This is a genomic window from Salmonella sp. A1325, from assembly GCF_056991255.1.
In genome coordinates, this window is sequence record NZ_JAMLWO010000001.1 from 397278 (window position 1) to 412521 (window position 15244).

Genomic DNA, 15244 nt, shown 5'->3' on the forward strand with positions numbered 1-15244 from the left:
CATAAGAGTAAGCTTCCCCCTATGCTGACCGCAACCGTGTTAACCAGGATTACCCTTTCATAAACGCCGCGTGCTATGGTAATACAACACAAAAAGCGTTGAGGAACTGTGTGATGATCGTTTTAGTAACTGGAGCAACCGCAGGGTTTGGCGAGTGTATTGCACGCCGTTTTGTTGAGAATGGACATAAAGTCATTGCCACGGGACGTCGTCATGAACGCCTGCAAGCGTTAAAAGATGAGCTTGGCGAGAACGTATTGACCGCCCAACTGGACGTGCGCAACCGCGCGGCCATCGAAGAGATGATGGCCTCTCTGCCTGCGCAGTGGCGCGATATTGATGTGCTGGTCAATAACGCCGGTCTGGCGCTGGGTCTTGAACCGGCGCATAAGGCCAGCGTAGAAGACTGGGAAACTATGATCGATACTAATAATAAAGGCTTAATTTATATGACCCGCGCCGTGCTGCCAGGAATGGTCGAACGTAATCGCGGTCATATCATTAACATCGGTTCAACCGCCGGCAGTTGGCCTTATGCTGGTGGCAACGTCTATGGCGCGACGAAAGCCTTTGTGCGCCAGTTTAGCCTGAATTTGCGCACGGATTTACACGGCACGGCGGTTCGCGTGACCGACATTGAACCGGGTCTGGTTGGCGGTACCGAGTTTTCCAGCGTCCGTTTCAAAGGCGACGATGAGAAAGCGGGTAAAACCTACGAAAATACCACCGCGCTCACGCCAGAAGACATTACCGAAGCGGTATGGTGGGTGGCCACACTCCCCGCGCATGTGAATATTAATACCGTTGAAATGATGCCTGTTACCCAATCTTTCGCAGGGCTCAGCGTCCACCGTAGCTAAGAGGTTATACCCGGTCTGCGGGCCGGGTAACCCCTGGCAAACGTATCTGCAACCAGAAACATGATCGGTATAGACCGCCACGGAAAAGTGGTAGAGTATCCGGGTCAACCGCCTAAAAAGTAAGAATGAATGACCGTCGAAACGCAGCTTAACCCTACACAGCCTGTCAACCAGCAAATTTACCGTATTCTTCGGCGTGATATCGTGCATTGTCTTATCCCGCCTGGCACGCCGCTATCAGAAAAAGAGGTCTCAACCCGTTTTAACGTTTCGCGTCAACCGGTGCGCGAGGCTTTTATAAAGCTGGCGGAAAATGGGTTGATTCAGATCCGCCCTCAGCGCGGTAGTTATGTGAATAAGATTTCGCTTTCTCAGGTACAGAATGGCTGTTTTGTACGGCAGGCGATCGAATGCGCGGTGGTCCGCCGTGCGGCGGCGATGATCACCGACAACCAGTGCTATCAACTGGCGCAAAACCTGCACCTGCAACATATTGCCATCGAGCGCAAACAGATTGATGATTTTTTCCAGCTTGATGACGATTTCCACCAAAAACTGGCGCAGATCGCCGATTGCCAGTTAGCGTGGGATACCATTGAAAATATCAAAGCGACAATCGACCGGGTTCGCTATATGAGTCTGGATCATGTTTCTCCGCCGGAGATGTTGTTGCGCCAGCACCATGATATTTTCTCCGCGCTGGAAAATCGTGACGGCAATGCGGTTGAGAGCGCAATGACCCAGCATTTGCAGGAAATTAGCGAATCCGTTCAGCTTATCCGTCAGGAAAACAGCGGCTGGTTTAGCGAAGAGTAACTCCCTTTAACGTCGGGGTGAGACGCCTTCTCACCCTGCACATTCCCGCCTAAAAAGCCGTGAGCTTGATCAAAAACAAAAAAAATCCGCAACGATAAGCGTATTTATATGTCGCCCGTCATGCGGGGAAACCTGCGGGCTTTGGCAGTAAGTTTGAAAGGAGAAAACACCATGATGACATACGATCGTAACCGTAACGCAATCACTACCGGCAGCCGGGTCATGATAAGCGGCACGGGTCATACCGGGATTATCAAAGCCATTGAGAGCGAAGGTCTGGATGCAGGTCAAATTCGCCGCGGCAAAACGGTGATTGTCGAAGGTTGTGAAGGTAAATTCGCGCCGGTCGAACTGATCCGTCTTGGCATGAACTGATACCACTGGCCGCTAAGAACCGCTCCGGCCTTCCCGGTAGCATAATGCTACCGGGTCTCTGTTGCGCTATTTCAATCGCTCGGCATATTTCGCCACGCTCGCTTTCGCGCCATATGTCAGTAAACTGTCATAGGCTTCTTGCACTTTTTGCGTAAACCGCGCCGCCTGCGGCAAATCGTTGCCGAAAATTTCTGCCATTCCCAGCAGCGCCTTAACACGACTGGCGCCTTCTTCACTGTTTGCCACGGCGCGCTGAATAACCGGCAATAGCGGATCGCTAATGTCGATCGCCTTGCCCTGTTCATCCACGCCACCAACGTAACGCATCCACCCCGCCACGCCCAGCGCCAGCAAATCAAAATCGCTATGATTAGCAAGATGCCAGCGAACGGAGTCCAGCATACGCTGCGGAAGTTTCTGGCTACCATCCATCGCAATCTGCCAGGTACGATGACGCAGCGCCGGATTACGGTAACGCGCAATCAACTGATCGGCATAACGCTGTAAATCTACCCCCTGGACTTTCAGCGTTGGTGCCTGCTCGCGTAACATTAACGCCTGCGCGGTCAGACGATAGTTGTCGTCAGCCATGCAGTCATTAATATGCTGATAGCCGGCAAGATACCCCAGATAAGCCAGGAATGAATGACTGCCGTTAAGCATTCGCAGTTTCATCTCTTCAAACGGAACCACGTCGGCGACCAACGTCGCGCCCGCGTTTTCCCACTGCGGACGCCCCGCCACAAACGTATCTTCTATCACCCACTGACGAAACGGTTCGCAGGCGACGCCCGCCGGATCGCGCACGCCGGTCAGTTGTTCGATTTTATCCAGCGTCTCCGGCGTGACCGCAGGGACAATCCGATCAACCATGGTTGACGGAAATGTCACGTTTTGCTCGATCCATATCGCCAGTTCCGCATCCACCTCCCGGGCGTAAGCCGTCACAACCTGACGCGTCACATGCCCATTTTCCGGCATGTTGTCGCAGGACATCACGGTAAATGCCGGTAAGCCTGCGGCTTTACGACGCGCTAACGCTTCGACAATAATACCCGGTGCCGTTAGCGGTTGATGCGGATTTTGCAGGTCGGCGGCAATCATGGGATGTTCCAGCAGAAGTTGGCCCGTGGCTGGCGAATGACAATACCCTTTCTCGGTAATGGTCAGAGACACAATCGCTATTTGCGGTTCGCACATCGCCGCCAGCACACGTTCCAGACCATCAACCTGAACATGCAACGCCGCTTTGACGACGCCCACCACACGCGCCGTCCAGGCATCCGCCGACATCTCCGCCACGGTATAGAGGTTATCCTGCTGCTTTAGATCGGCAATCTGCTGTTCGCCGCCAATAAGATTAACCTCATAATAGCCCCAGTCGCTATGCTGCTCCGCAGCCAGAATATCTGTATAAACCCCCTGATGCGCGCGATGAAACGCGCCAAAACCGAGATGGACCATCCGCGCCACCAGCGCCGCGCGATCGTAATCAGGAAGCGTCGCCTTTGCCGATAAAAGCCTGTTTTGCATTTTATAACCTCTATATTCTGAAAGCGGAACAGTCGCAGAGTAACGCCTGCCCTGGTACATTTGGATTTACGCTAATTAAACAAAAGTGACCGGGCAGCATGGCCGAAACCGCATTAGCGTTCCGGCCATACCGTCGACACGATTTAACTTGTCTGGGTTGCGGAGTGGCGTAACTTCTCTGCCGCTGTCGCTTCCGCCGCATCCTCAGGCAAACTCAGGTCGCGATCTCTGACCTCCGGCATCAACAGCGCAGAAATCAGACCAATACACGAGTAGAGCACCAGCATAATTAAGATGGGCAGCCAGGAATCGGTCATGTTACAAAAGATCCCCGCAAGAACAGGGCCAAAGCCAACCGCCACCAGGCCTCCTGCCTCTTTTGAAATCGCCATCCGGGTGAAGCGATTACGCGATCCGAAAATTTCCGCCATGGTGATGTTTTCCAGCGCAAATAATCCCAGCACGGCAAAGTTATGAATAACAATGAGCGCCGCCATAATTACGCCAGGGCTATACGTTTTATCTACCACAATAGACAGCATCGGCCAGGCGAGAATAATCGCGGAGATATTCAATATTATATACGGCAGCCGACGACCGTATTTATCGGACAACCACCCTAATAGTGGGATAGTGATAAAACCAATTACGGAACTTATCATTAACGCATCGGTTGGGATAGATTTGTTAAATAATAACGTCTGAACTAAATATCCGGCAAGGAAGGTTTGAATAAGCCCCGAATTCCCAGCTTGTCCAAAACGTAAACCGGTGGCCAGCCAGAAAGATTTGCTGGTAAACATCGCGCCCAATGTATTTTCTGACGCAGACGTTAACGCTGGCGATTTTTCGCCTTCACTTACTTTTTCGAATACCGGACTTTCTTTCAGATTCATTCGCAGCCAGATCGCGAATATCATGACAACGACGCTCGCCAGGAAAGGAATACGCCATCCCCAGGCGATCAGCTGTTCGCGTTCAAGCGCAAAGAACATCACCGCCCAGATCGCCGTCGCGCTCAACGTACCGCAGTTGGTGCCCATCGCAACCAGCGAGGAAATGATGCCACGCTTTCCTTTCGGCGCATACTCGGCCAGCATGGTACCCGCGCCGGAAATTTCCGCCCCGGCGCCCAGCCCCTGTATAATTCGCAATGTCACCAGTAATACTGGCGCAAAAATGCCGATTTGCGCATACGTCGGCAGTACGCCAATCAGCGTGGTGCAGATCCCCATCATGGTGATGGTAATAAACAATACTTTTTTTCGTCCGATGCGGTCGCCCATTTTACCAAAAACAAAGGCGCCGATAATTCTGGCTATATAACCTGCACCATAGGTGCCCATTGCCAGAATAAGCGCCATCGCGGCAGACTGTTCCGGGAAAAATATCTCATGGAAGACCAGAGCCGCGCCTAGTGAATATAACTGAAAATCCATAAATTCAAGCGCGGTGCCTAACCAGCCAGATACGGCAGCGCGCACTAAATCCTGAGTCGATCGTTCATGCTTTATTTGTGTCATATAGGCAATCTCTAAGAGGTAAGATGCGTACCACTTACTCGCAATTATTTATATTATTTCGCAAACGTGAGTAAGACTTTGCAGCATTGACGCTGGTCTTTCTCGAAAAGCTCAATCGCGTCGGTGACATGTTGATAATCAAATGTATGCGTTATCAGCTTATCCGGATCAATAAGCCCTTTATTCAGCCAGTCAATCACGACCGGGAATTTATTGGCATTAAGACGCGATGAATAAATAGCCAGCTCTTTTCCGGTAATACCCTGCTGTACAATCTCACACGGGTCACTGGAAAATCCCATCAGGACAATGCGTGCCGCAGGCGATGCAAGTGTAATCGCCTCTTGCAGGATAGCGGGATGACAGGCGGCATCGACAATCAAGGTCGGCTTTAGCGCCTTCTGCTGTAGAAATTCCGCCAGTGAATGTTGACCATTATTGAGGGTCCAGTCAGCGCCGCTCTGCTTCGCCATCGCTAAACGCTCTTCAATGCGATCAACGACTATGACCGTTTTGACCTGATAAACCCCCTTCAGCGCCTGTACGGTCGTCAATCCCATCGGGCCTGCGCCATAGATAAGCGCCACGTCCTGCTCGGTTGGATTCACCTGCCCCGTCACATTTGCCGCAATGGTAAACGGCTCAACCATGACGGCATGATGATCTGCGATGTTGTCCGGTATGCGATGAGCATTACGGGCCGGCGCCACCGCATACTCGCTGAAACCGCCGTCACGATGCACGCCCAGCACCACCAGCGAGGTACACACATTGGGTTTACCAACTGAACAAGGGTAACAATGCCCGCAACTGATCACCGGATCGACGGATACCCGTTCTCCTATCCGGTCGTGATTGACGTTGTCGCCTACCGCGTCGATGACACCGAAAAATTCATGGCCTATGACACGGGGATATTTTGCAAAGGGATTATGTCCCCGATAAATATGACTGTCGGAACCGCAGATACCCGCCAGTTTCACTTTAATGCGAACTTCGCCCGGCGCAGGCTGCGGAAGCGCGCGCGTTTCGATAGTTAATGTATTCGGTTTTTCGATTACGATGCTTTTCATTTTTCGCTCCTTACCAGTTCCACAGTGTGCCGTCTTCCAGGCGGGCCACCGGCAAATAGGCTGGATCGTACGGATATTTCGCCGCCAGTTTTTCATCGAACTCAATGCCCAGTCCTGGCTTGTCGCCCGGATGCATATAGCCGCCCTCGAACGTCCAGTTATGCGGGAAAACCTCCAGCATCTGTTCGGAGTAGCCCATAAACTCCTGCACGCCAAAGTTAGGCACCCACAGGTCGAAATGTAATGCAGCGGCCATACAAACCGGCGACAGATCGGACGGCCCATGCGAACCGGTACGCACCTGGTAGAGCGAGGCAAAATCGGCAATGCGGCGCATCCCGGTAATACCACCGGCATGGGTAAGCGTGGTGCGGATATAGTCAATCAATTGCTCTTCAATGAGCTGTTTGCAATCCCAGATACTGTTAAAGACTTCGCCTACGGCAATCGGCGTGACCGTATGCTGGCGGATGAGGCGGAAGCACGCCTGATTTTCAGCCGGCGTCGGGTCTTCCATCCAGAACAAACGATAGTCTTCAATACATTTGCCAAAGCGGGCAGCCTCAATAGGCGTCAGTCGGTGATGCATATCGTGCAGAAGATGTTCATTAAACCCGAACGTATTACGCACGGCGTCAAACAGCTTTGGCGTAAAATCGAGATACTTTTCCGTTGACCACAATTGTTCTTCCGGCCACTGGCCTTTTGTCGCGGGCTCATAGGCCAGCCCCTTGCCTTTCGCCATGCCGTAGGTGGTTTTCATCCCCGGAACGCCGCACTGCACGCGGATTGCTTTGAACCCTTGCTCTTTATGACGCGCGTAGTCTTCCAGCACATCGTCGATGGTGTGACCTGTGGTATGGCAATACACCATGACGCCTTCACGAGAAGCGCCGCCGAGTAACTGATACAACGGCATATTGGCGGCTTTGGCTTTAATATCCCATAGCGCCATATCAACCGCGGAAATGGCGGACATGGTGACAGGGCCACGGCGCCAGTACGCGCCTTTGTAGAAGAACTGCCAGATATCTTCGATGCGGCGAGCATCCCGCCCGATGAGCTGTGGGCACAGGTGATCGGTAAGGTACGAGGCCACCGGGAGCTCGCGTCCGTTCAGGGTGGCATCCCCCAGACCGGTGAGCCCGTCTTCCGTGGTTATCTTTAAGGTGACGAAGTTACGCCCTGGACACGTAACAAAAACTTCAGCCCCTACAATCTTCATTTTTATTCCTTACATCGCATTATGGGATGCAGGAAATTTACCCAACTGAGCTACTACCATACAAGTATATTGATGTAAAAAGCGCTGCCAGATCACAAAATGTTCTGGTCGCGCGGCAATGTTACGTACGTCCCCATCCGACGACGATAATCAGCATTCCACACAGCGCGATCAGCGCGCCGCACCAGTCATAAACCGTGAGCCGGACGCCATCGACAACACGTAACCACAGGAGCGCAGTACAGACATATACCCCACCGTAAGCCGCATAAACCCGCCCACTCGCCGCCGGATGCAAGGTCAAAAGCCAGACGAATAACGCAAGTGACGCGGCGGCGGGCAGAAGCCACCACACGCTGGCGCCGCGCTTAAGCCATAGCCAGGGAAGAAAACATCCAATGATTTCACAGAGGGCGGTGACAAAGAAAAGCAGAGTCGTCTTTAGCATGAGATTCATTTGGTTACGAAATGATAAGTGATAATACAACAGAATATCGTTACGGTTATCCGGCCATTCTTGTGTATATGCCAGGCATAAGGATTGGTGTAGAATTTACAGGTGGTTTACCGCTTTTCCCCTCTAATGAAAGGATGTTGTGATGAACAATACGCTGAGCAAACGCCTGTGCCTGACGGCAATGCTTACGTTGGCGGCCGTTGTATATACTACTTCCGCATTCGCTGAAACCAGTAAACTGGTGATTGAATCGGGAGATAGCGCACAAAGTCGTCAGGAAGCGGCGATGGAAAAGGAACAATGGAACGACACTCGCAGTCTGCGTCAGAAAGTGAATACCCGCGCAGAAAAAGAGTGGGACAAAGCCGATGCCGCCTTTGATAACCGCGATAAATGCGAGCAAAGCGCCAACATCAACGCCTATTGGGAACCCAATACGCTGCGGTGTCTGGATCGTCGTACAGGTCGCGTTATTACGCCCTGATGCAGGATAACTAAAAGGAAGTGTAAGGATACAGTATGACAAGTGACTACAAGGTCAGACTGCGCCCGCTTGAGCGTGAAGATTTACGATTTGTCCACCAGCTTGATAATAATGCCAGCGTTATGCGTTACTGGTTTGAGGAGCCGTATGAGGCTTTTGTCGAACTGTCGGATCTCTACGACAAACACATCCACGACCAAAGCGAACGGCGCTTTGTCGTCGAATGCGACGGTGAAAACGCCGGGCTGGTAGAACTGGTGGAAATTAACCATGTGCATCGGCGGGCGGAATTTCAGATTATTATTTCGCCGGAGTACCAGGGAAAAGGCCTGGCGTCACGCGCGGCCAAACTGGCGATGGATTACGGATTTACCGTACTCAATCTCTATAAATTGTATTTGATCGTCGATAAAGAGAATGAAAAAGCGATTCACATCTACCGTAAACTCGGGTTTAGAGTAGAAGGCGAGCTGATTCATGAGTTCTTCATTAACGGCGAATACCGTAACACCATCCGCATGTGTATCTTCCAGCAGCAGTATCTGGATGAACATAAAACGTCCGGTTCTACGCTCCTGAAACCCACCGCGCAGTAAACGCGGCGCGGTAGTCACGGAGAATCGCACCGCGCCCGGTTTAGTAGTAATCGATACGATTTTTAATGGTGTAATGGTGGGATACTGCCGGCTTAACGCTCTCATCGACGATAACAAGCCGGCAGTCAACAGGGTTCGCGTACGCATCATATTCGCAGCTCTGTGTGACGTTGCCGACCTGTCGATCATCCACCCGGCTGACTGCCGTGTAATCCAGCTTTTTACGCGGGTCCGCGGAGGGTTTTGCCGTCACAGAGAGCGTATTCTGCGAGTTTATGGTTGTCTTACCTAGCGGATAACCTTCGCTATCATAGCGATACTCGACTTTCATCTCTTTGCCCGTCGCCGATACCACAAAACCGTTGTCGTCCGTTTCCCAGGTCACGCCCGCCGAAGGCAACGCCGCCAGCTGGCACTTCCCCTGTAACTGCACCTTTTTTTCCAGCGTCTGAGCATCCCGGTAATAATTGGCATCCAGCACGAGCGCCAGCCCCGTATTATTCTCCAGATCGTGTAACTCAAGCGTATCAAAACAGCCTTCCTGTGAAAGCGTACCGGTGACCTGCTTCGCCACTTCGCCATTCTCACTCATCAATGTCTGGCTGAAATCCTTTACCGGACCACGTAATGGATCAAAATCAAATTCGTTCGAAAAACTGGCCATTTCCGGCGTAAAAGTCTCAAGGGATTTCGGGTTATCACAACCTGCCAGTATCATGCACAATAACGTCAGTAAAAGGGGTTTCTTCACACGTATCACCAAGATGAAAAGATATTTATCATCATATTAGCAAATACAGTTATTTACACGAAAAATGCTAAGCTTAGAACATCGTCATTAATCACAGGAGTTCATGATGAAAATCGCAACTGCAATAGCCGCTCTGGCGTTAGTCAGCGCCCCCTCGCTGGTGATGGCGGCACCGGGATCGTGCGAGAGAGTAAAAAGCGATATTGAACAACGTATCATCAATAACGGCGTGCCGGCGGATAATTTTACGCTCACTATCGTTCCTAACGACCAGGCCGATCAGCCGGACTCACAGGTGGTGGGCCATTGCGCGAACGACACGCATAAAATTCTTTATACCCGCACCAGCAGCGGCAATGCGCCAGCCAATACCTCTCCCGCTCAGGACGGTTCATCCGCCGAACCGCAATAACCTCCTCCTGCCCTCCGGGTCCGGAGGGTAACGCTCTTTGACATGGATTAATAATCCTTACTCCCAAAGGGGTAAACTCATTACATCATTAGCATGTTAATAATTTCGTTATAGTCATAAATATATAGCGAAATAATAACGACAATGGAGTGAGTGATGCCCGGAGAAAAGCAACAAACAGGCGTTAGCCGCAGGACGTTAGTGAAATCAGCGGCGCTTGGCTCACTGGCGCTGGCTGCCGGAGGCGTATCTTTACCGTTTGGGATGCGTACCGCGGCCGCGGCGGTGCAGCAGGCCATGCGCAACGAAGAAGATAAAATCGTCTGGGGCGCCTGTTCGGTCAACTGCGGCAGTCGCTGCGCCCTGCGTCTGCATGTAAAAGATAATGAAGTCTGGTGGGTTGAAACTGATAACACTGGCGACGATGTCTACGGCAATCATCAGGTTCGCGCCTGTCTGCGGGGCCGTTCAATCCGTCGGCGCATTAACCATCCGGATCGCCTTAACTATCCCATGAAACGCGTTGGCCGCCGCGGCGAAGGCAAATTTGAACGCATTAGCTGGCAGGAAGCGCTGGACACCATTAGCGCCAGCCTGAAAAAGACCGTAGAGACCTACGGCAATGAAGCCGTCTATATCCACTATTCATCCGGCATCGTAGGCGGCAACATAACCCGCTCGTCGCCTGCCGCCTCGCCGGTGAAGCGTTTGATGAACTGCTACGGCGGTTCGTTGAATCAATACGGCTCATACAGTACCGCGCAAATTTCTTGCGCCATGCCCTACACCTATGGCTCCAACGACGGCAACAGCACGTCTGATATCGAAAACAGTAAACTGGTGGTCATGTTCGGCAATAATCCGGCTGAAACACGCATGAGCGGCGGCGGCATTACCTGGTTTCTGGAGCAAGCGCGTGAACGCTCAAATGCGCGCATGATCGTGATAGATCCGCGCTATACCGATACCGCTGCCGGACGTGAAGACGAGTGGATACCGATTCGCCCCGGCACCGACGCCGCGCTGGTGGCGGGAATAGCCTGGGTATTGATTAACGAAAATCTCGTTGACCAGCCTTTTCTCGACAACTATTGCATCGGCTACGATGAAAAGACCCTTCCGGCTGACGCGCCCCCCCAATGGCCATTATAAGGCTTATATTTTGGGCCAGGGCGAGGACGGTATCGCCAAAACGCCGCAGTGGGCATCGCATATTACCGGCATCCCCGCCGATCGGATTATCAAACTGGCGCGCGAGATAGGCAGCGTCAAGCCGGCCTACATCTGTCAGGGTTGGGGCCCGCAGCGTCAGGCGAACGGCGAACAAACCGCTCGCGCCATCGCCATGTTACCGATTCTGACCGGCAACGTCGGCATTCATGGCGGTAATAGCGGCGCACGCGAATCCACTTACACCATTACCATTGAACGTCTGCCGGTCCTGGAGAATCCCGTTAAAACCGCCATCTCCTGCTTTAGCTGGACGGACGCCATTGCGCGCGGCCCGGAAATGACCGCCCTGCGCGACGGCGTACGCGGCAAAGATAAGCTGGATGTTCCGATCAAATTTCTATGGAACTACGCTGGCAACACCCTGATTAATCAGCATTCGGATATTAATAAAACCCATGAAATTCTTCAGGATGAAGCGAAATGCGAAATGATTGTGGTCATCGACAACTTTATGACCTCTTCCGCGAAGTACGCCGATATTTTACTGCCGGATCTCATGACCGTCGAACAGGAAGATATCATCCCCAATGATTACGCTGGCAATATGGGATATCTGATTTTTATCCAACCGGCGACGACGCCTAAGTTCGAGCGCAAGCCCATCTACTGGGTACTCAGCGAAATCGCCAGACGCCTCGGCGACGATGTGTATCAGCGGTTTACCGAAGGCCGTACCCAGGCGCAATGGCTGCAATATCTGTACGCCAAAATGCAGGCAAGAGATCCGGCATTGCCCGCGTATGACGAGCTGAAAAAAATGGGCATCTATAAACGCAAAGATCCCAACGGCCATTTTGTCGCCTATAAAAAATTTCGTGAAGATCCGCAGGCCAATCCGTTAAAAACGCCGTCCGGTAAAATCGAAATCTACTCAAGCAAACTCGCTCACATCGCCAGTACCTGGGAGCTGGCGGAAGGCGACGTGATAAGCCCACTGCCGATTTATACCCCTACTTTTGAAGGATGGGACGATCCGAAGCGGAGCACCTTCCCGCTACAGCTGTTTGGCTTTCACTATAAATCCCGTACCCATTCAAGCTACGGCAATATTGATGTTCTGCAGGCCGCCTGTCGCCAGGAGGTGTGGATAAATCCGCTCGATGCGCAAAAACGCGGTATCGCGAATGGCGATAAGGTTCGCGTCTTTAACGATCGTGGAGAGGTGCGTCTACCCGCCAAAGTCACGCCGCGTATTCTGCCGGGCGTCAGCGCGATGGGTCAGGGCGCATGGCATAATGCGGATATGGCTGGCGATAAAATTGATCACGGCGCCTGCATCAATACGCTCACGACGCTGCGTCCTTCCCCCCTGGCAAAAGGGAATCCTCAACATACAAATCTGGTGGAAATCGAAAAAATCTAAGCCGCCTGCTCCGGGACGTTTTTACGCGCCCGGAGCTCCCCGTTTTGCGAACACAACAACATTTAAAACTCTTTTTTTTTGGATGAGCATAGTGAGCTGTTATGAAAATCACCAACCCTGAGGCATTAATGGCGGCCAGTATCAGCCGACGAAGCCTGGTGAAGACCTCCGCTATCGGTAGCCTTGCGCTTGCCAGTAGCGCTTTCACCCTTCCGTTCTCCCGCATCGCCCACGCCGCAGCAGACCTCGCATCTGGCAATGTGGCAGAAAAAGCGGTCTGGAGTTCATGTACCGTTAACTGCGGCAGCCGCTGCCTGCTGCGCCTGCACGTAAAAGATGACACCGTATATTGGGTTGAATCAGATACCACGGGCAATGATGAATATGGCAACCATCAGGTACGCGCCTGCCTGCGAGGTCGCTCTATTCGTCGTCGGATGAATCATCCAGATCGCCTGAAATATCCGATGAAACGCGTTGGTAAACGTGGAGAAGGCAAATTCGAACGTATCAGTTGGGATGAAGCGTTGGATACCATCGGCGATAACCTGAAACGTATCCTCAAGGACTACGGTAACGAAGCGGTACATGTGCTTTACGGTACCGGCGTGGACGGCGGCAATATCACCAATTCTAACGTACCGTATCGCCTGATGAACGCCTGCGGCGGCTATCTCAGCCGTTACGGTAGCTACAGCACCGCCCAAATCAGCGCGGCCATGAGCTATATGTTCGGCGGCAACGACGGCAACAGTCCGGATGATATCGCCAATACAAAACTGGTGGTGATGTTTGGCAATAACCCCGCGGAAACACGTATGAGCGGCGGCGGCGTGACATACTATGTCGAACAGGCGCGCGAACGCTCCAACGCCCGGATGATCGTGATTGACCCGCGTTATAACGACACTGCCGCCGGCCGCGAAGACGAGTGGCTGCCGATTCGCCCTGGTACCGATGGCGCGCTGGCGGCGGCAATCGCCTGGGTGCTGATTACCGAAGATCTTATTGATAAACCGTTTCTGGATAAATACTGCATCGGCTACGACGAAACCACTCTGCCCGCCTCGGCCCCGCGTAACGCGCACTATAAAGCCTATATTTTGGGTCAGGGCGACGACGGTATCGCCAAAACGCCGCAATGGGCCGCGCAGATTACCAGTATTCCGGCGGAAAAAATCATTCAACTGGCGCGGGAAATCGGCTCGGCGAAACCGGCTTACATTTGCCAGGGCTGGGGACCGCAACGCCACTCTAACGGGGAGCAGACCGCACGCGCAATCGCCATGTTGTCTGTACTCACCGGTAACGTCGGCATAAATGGCGGTAATTCCGGCGTGCGCGAAGGCACCTGGGATCTGGGCGTCGAATGGTTTTCTATGCTGGAGAACCCGGTAAAAACCCAGATTTCGGTCTTTACCTGGACCGACGCTATCGATCATGGCGCGGAAATGACCGCCACACGCGACGGCGTGCGGGGAAAAGACAAGCTCGACGTGCCGATCAAATTTTTGTGGTGCTACGCCAGTAATACGCTGATCAATCAGCATGGCGATATCGCCCACACCCACGAGGTGCTTCAGGACGACAGTAAATGTGAAATGATCGTCGGCATCGAGCACTTTATGACCGCGTCGGCAAAATATTGCGACATTCTGCTGCCTGATTTAATGCCGACCGAGCAGGAAGATCTGATTTCCCACGAATCCGCAGGCAATATGGGCTATGTCATTCTTGGTCAGCCCGCCACCTCGCCGAAATTTGAAAGAAAGCCCATTTACTGGACGCTCAGTGAAGTGGCTAAACGGCTTGGTCCGGACGTATACCAGACCTTCACAGAAGGCCGCACGCAGCATGAGTGGGTCAAATACCTGCACGCAAAAACCAAAGCGCGTAACCCGGAAATGCCGGATTACGAAGAGATGAAACAGACAGGGATTTTCAAGAAAAAATGCCCGGAGGAGCACTACGTCGCTTTCCGCGCCTTCCGCGAAGACCCTGCCGCCAACCCACTGAAAACGCCGTCCGGTAAAATCGAAATCTATTCCGAGCGTCTGGCAACCCTCGCCAACACGTGGGAGCTGAAGAAAGATGAGATTATCCATCCTTTACCCGCCTATACGCCAGGCTTTGACGGTTGGGACGATCCGCTTCGTCAGCGCTACCCGCTACAGCTAACCGGCTTCCACTATAAAGCGCGTACCCACTCCAGCTACGGCAATATCGACGTCCTGCAACAGGCGTGTCCGCAGGAGATCTGGATCAACCCGATTGATGCGCAAGCGCGCGGCATTCAGCACGGCGACACCGTGCGGGTCTTTAACCAGAACGGACAGATGCTCATTCCGGCAAAAGTCACGCCGCGCATATTGCCTGGCGTCACCGCTATCGGCCAGGGCGCCTGGTTAAATGCCGACATGTTTGGCGACAAAGTCGATCGCGGCGGCTCCATTAACATTCTGACGTCGCACCGGCCTTCCCCACTGGCGAAAGGTAATCCGTCACACAGTAATCTTGTTCAGGTTGAAAAGGCGTAAGGAGTA

Annotated in this window: 13 protein-coding genes and 1 pseudogene; 8 read left to right on the forward strand and 6 right to left on the reverse strand. The window is 52.7% G+C overall.

Features of this window, described 5'->3' with window-relative positions:
• Window positions 1-113: 113 nt before the first annotated feature.
• From ydfG to ydfZ, 3 genes are all read left to right on the forward strand, one after another.
• Entirely contained in the window at window positions 114-860 is a 747-nt protein-coding gene (gene ydfG / locus NAZ64_RS02070) for a bifunctional NADP-dependent 3-hydroxy acid dehydrogenase/3-hydroxypropionate dehydrogenase YdfG (protein WP_000636564.1), read from the forward strand.
• A gap of 129 nt (window positions 861-989) precedes the next feature.
• On the forward strand, window positions 990-1676 hold the full coding sequence (locus tag NAZ64_RS02075; protein ID WP_000215563.1) for a GntR family transcriptional regulator: 687 nt from the start codon (window positions 990-992) through the stop codon (window positions 1674-1676).
• A gap of 171 nt (window positions 1677-1847) precedes the next feature.
• A complete protein-coding gene (gene ydfZ / locus NAZ64_RS02080; protein ID WP_000989267.1) occupies window positions 1848-2051 on the forward strand; it encodes a putative selenium delivery protein YdfZ in 204 nt (67 codons plus the stop codon).
• Window positions 2052-2117: 66 nt separating this feature from the next.
• On the opposite strand, the gene NAZ64_RS02085 is transcribed toward ydfZ, so the two are convergent.
• The 5 genes from NAZ64_RS02085 to NAZ64_RS02105 form a co-directional block, all read right to left on the reverse strand.
• Entirely contained in the window at window positions 2118-3584 is a 1467-nt protein-coding gene (locus NAZ64_RS02085; protein ID WP_086811108.1) for a mannitol dehydrogenase family protein, read from the reverse strand.
• Window positions 3585-3727: 143 nt separating this feature from the next.
• Window positions 3728-5107 (reverse strand): MFS transporter, encoded by a 1380-nt coding sequence (locus NAZ64_RS02090; protein ID WP_000192119.1) that lies wholly within the window; start codon window positions 5105-5107, stop codon window positions 3728-3730.
• A 53-nt stretch (window positions 5108-5160) separates the two neighbouring features.
• Complete coding sequence (locus tag NAZ64_RS02095) at window positions 5161-6180, reverse strand: Zn-dependent oxidoreductase (RefSeq protein ID WP_000836487.1); 1020 nt, start codon at window positions 6178-6180, stop codon at window positions 5161-5163.
• Window positions 6181-6190: 10 nt separating this feature from the next.
• The gene (rspA, locus tag NAZ64_RS02100; RefSeq protein WP_023202403.1) at window positions 6191-7405 is read right to left on the reverse strand and encodes a starvation-sensing protein RspA; all 1215 of its coding nucleotides are present in this window, start codon (window positions 7403-7405) and stop codon (window positions 6191-6193) included.
• Between the two features lie 121 nt (window positions 7406-7526).
• Window positions 7527-7853, reverse strand: coding sequence for a YnfA family protein (locus NAZ64_RS02105; protein ID WP_000921389.1), 327 nt, complete (start codon window positions 7851-7853; stop codon window positions 7527-7529).
• A 151-nt stretch (window positions 7854-8004) separates the two neighbouring features.
• Here NAZ64_RS02105 and NAZ64_RS02110 point away from each other — a divergent pair, with 151 nt between their 5' ends.
• Window positions 8005-8346 carry a DUF1283 family protein gene (locus NAZ64_RS02110; RefSeq protein WP_001066440.1) on the forward strand — a complete coding sequence of 114 codons (342 nt, stop codon included), beginning with the start codon at window positions 8005-8007 and terminating at the stop codon, window positions 8344-8346.
• A 35-nt stretch (window positions 8347-8381) separates the two neighbouring features.
• Complete coding sequence (speG, locus tag NAZ64_RS02115; protein ID WP_000199997.1) at window positions 8382-8942, forward strand: spermidine N1-acetyltransferase; 561 nt, start codon at window positions 8382-8384, stop codon at window positions 8940-8942.
• 40 nt (window positions 8943-8982) lie between these two features.
• Here speG and NAZ64_RS02120 read toward each other — a convergent pair whose 3' ends face one another.
• Complete coding sequence (locus tag NAZ64_RS02120; protein ID WP_023257812.1) at window positions 8983-9693, reverse strand: YnfC family lipoprotein; 711 nt, start codon at window positions 9691-9693, stop codon at window positions 8983-8985.
• Window positions 9694-9796: 103 nt separating this feature from the next.
• On the opposite strand from NAZ64_RS02120, the gene NAZ64_RS02125 reads away from it, so the two are divergent.
• The 3 genes and pseudogenes from NAZ64_RS02125 (at window position 9797) to ynfF (ending at window position 15238) form a co-directional block, all read left to right on the forward strand.
• Window positions 9797-10105, forward strand: coding sequence for a DUF1161 domain-containing protein (locus NAZ64_RS02125; RefSeq protein WP_000975516.1), 309 nt, complete (start codon window positions 9797-9799; stop codon window positions 10103-10105).
• A gap of 156 nt (window positions 10106-10261) precedes the next feature.
• Window positions 10262-12701 (forward strand): annotated as a pseudogene (gene ynfE, locus NAZ64_RS02130) (selenate/tellurate reductase subunit YnfE).
• 101 nt (window positions 12702-12802) lie between these two features.
• Entirely contained in the window at window positions 12803-15238 is a 2436-nt protein-coding gene (gene ynfF / locus NAZ64_RS02135) for a selenate/tellurate reductase subunit YnfF (protein ID WP_052942660.1), read from the forward strand.
• Window positions 15239-15244: the final 6 nt, after the last annotated feature.

Excerpts from the sequence above, each read along its gene's own strand:
- ydfZ (WP_000989267.1), top strand. The coding sequence starts at position 1,848 with ATGATGACATACGATCGTAACCGTAACGCAATCACTACCGGCAGCCGG.
- NAZ64_RS02085 (WP_086811108.1), bottom strand. The coding sequence starts at position 3,584 with ATGCAAAACAGGCTTTTATCGGCAAAGGCGACGCTTCCTGATTACGAT.
- NAZ64_RS02075 (WP_000215563.1), top strand. The coding sequence starts at position 990 with ATGACCGTCGAAACGCAGCTTAACCCTACACAGCCTGTCAACCAGCAA.
- NAZ64_RS02125 (WP_000975516.1), top strand. The coding sequence starts at position 9,797 with ATGATGAAAATCGCAACTGCAATAGCCGCTCTGGCGTTAGTCAGCGCC.
- NAZ64_RS02105 (WP_000921389.1), bottom strand. The coding sequence starts at position 7,853 with ATGCTAAAGACGACTCTGCTTTTCTTTGTCACCGCCCTCTGTGAAATC.
- NAZ64_RS02110 (WP_001066440.1), top strand. The coding sequence starts at position 8,005 with ATGAACAATACGCTGAGCAAACGCCTGTGCCTGACGGCAATGCTTACG.
- ynfF (WP_052942660.1), top strand. The coding sequence starts at position 12,803 with ATGAAAATCACCAACCCTGAGGCATTAATGGCGGCCAGTATCAGCCGA.
- speG (WP_000199997.1), top strand. The coding sequence starts at position 8,382 with ATGACAAGTGACTACAAGGTCAGACTGCGCCCGCTTGAGCGTGAAGAT.
- NAZ64_RS02095 (WP_000836487.1), bottom strand. The coding sequence starts at position 6,180 with ATGAAAAGCATCGTAATCGAAAAACCGAATACATTAACTATCGAAACG.
- ydfG (WP_000636564.1), top strand. The coding sequence starts at position 114 with ATGATCGTTTTAGTAACTGGAGCAACCGCAGGGTTTGGCGAGTGTATT.
- NAZ64_RS02090 (WP_000192119.1), bottom strand. The coding sequence starts at position 5,107 with ATGACACAAATAAAGCATGAACGATCGACTCAGGATTTAGTGCGCGCT.
- rspA (WP_023202403.1), bottom strand. The coding sequence starts at position 7,405 with ATGAAGATTGTAGGGGCTGAAGTTTTTGTTACGTGTCCAGGGCGTAAC.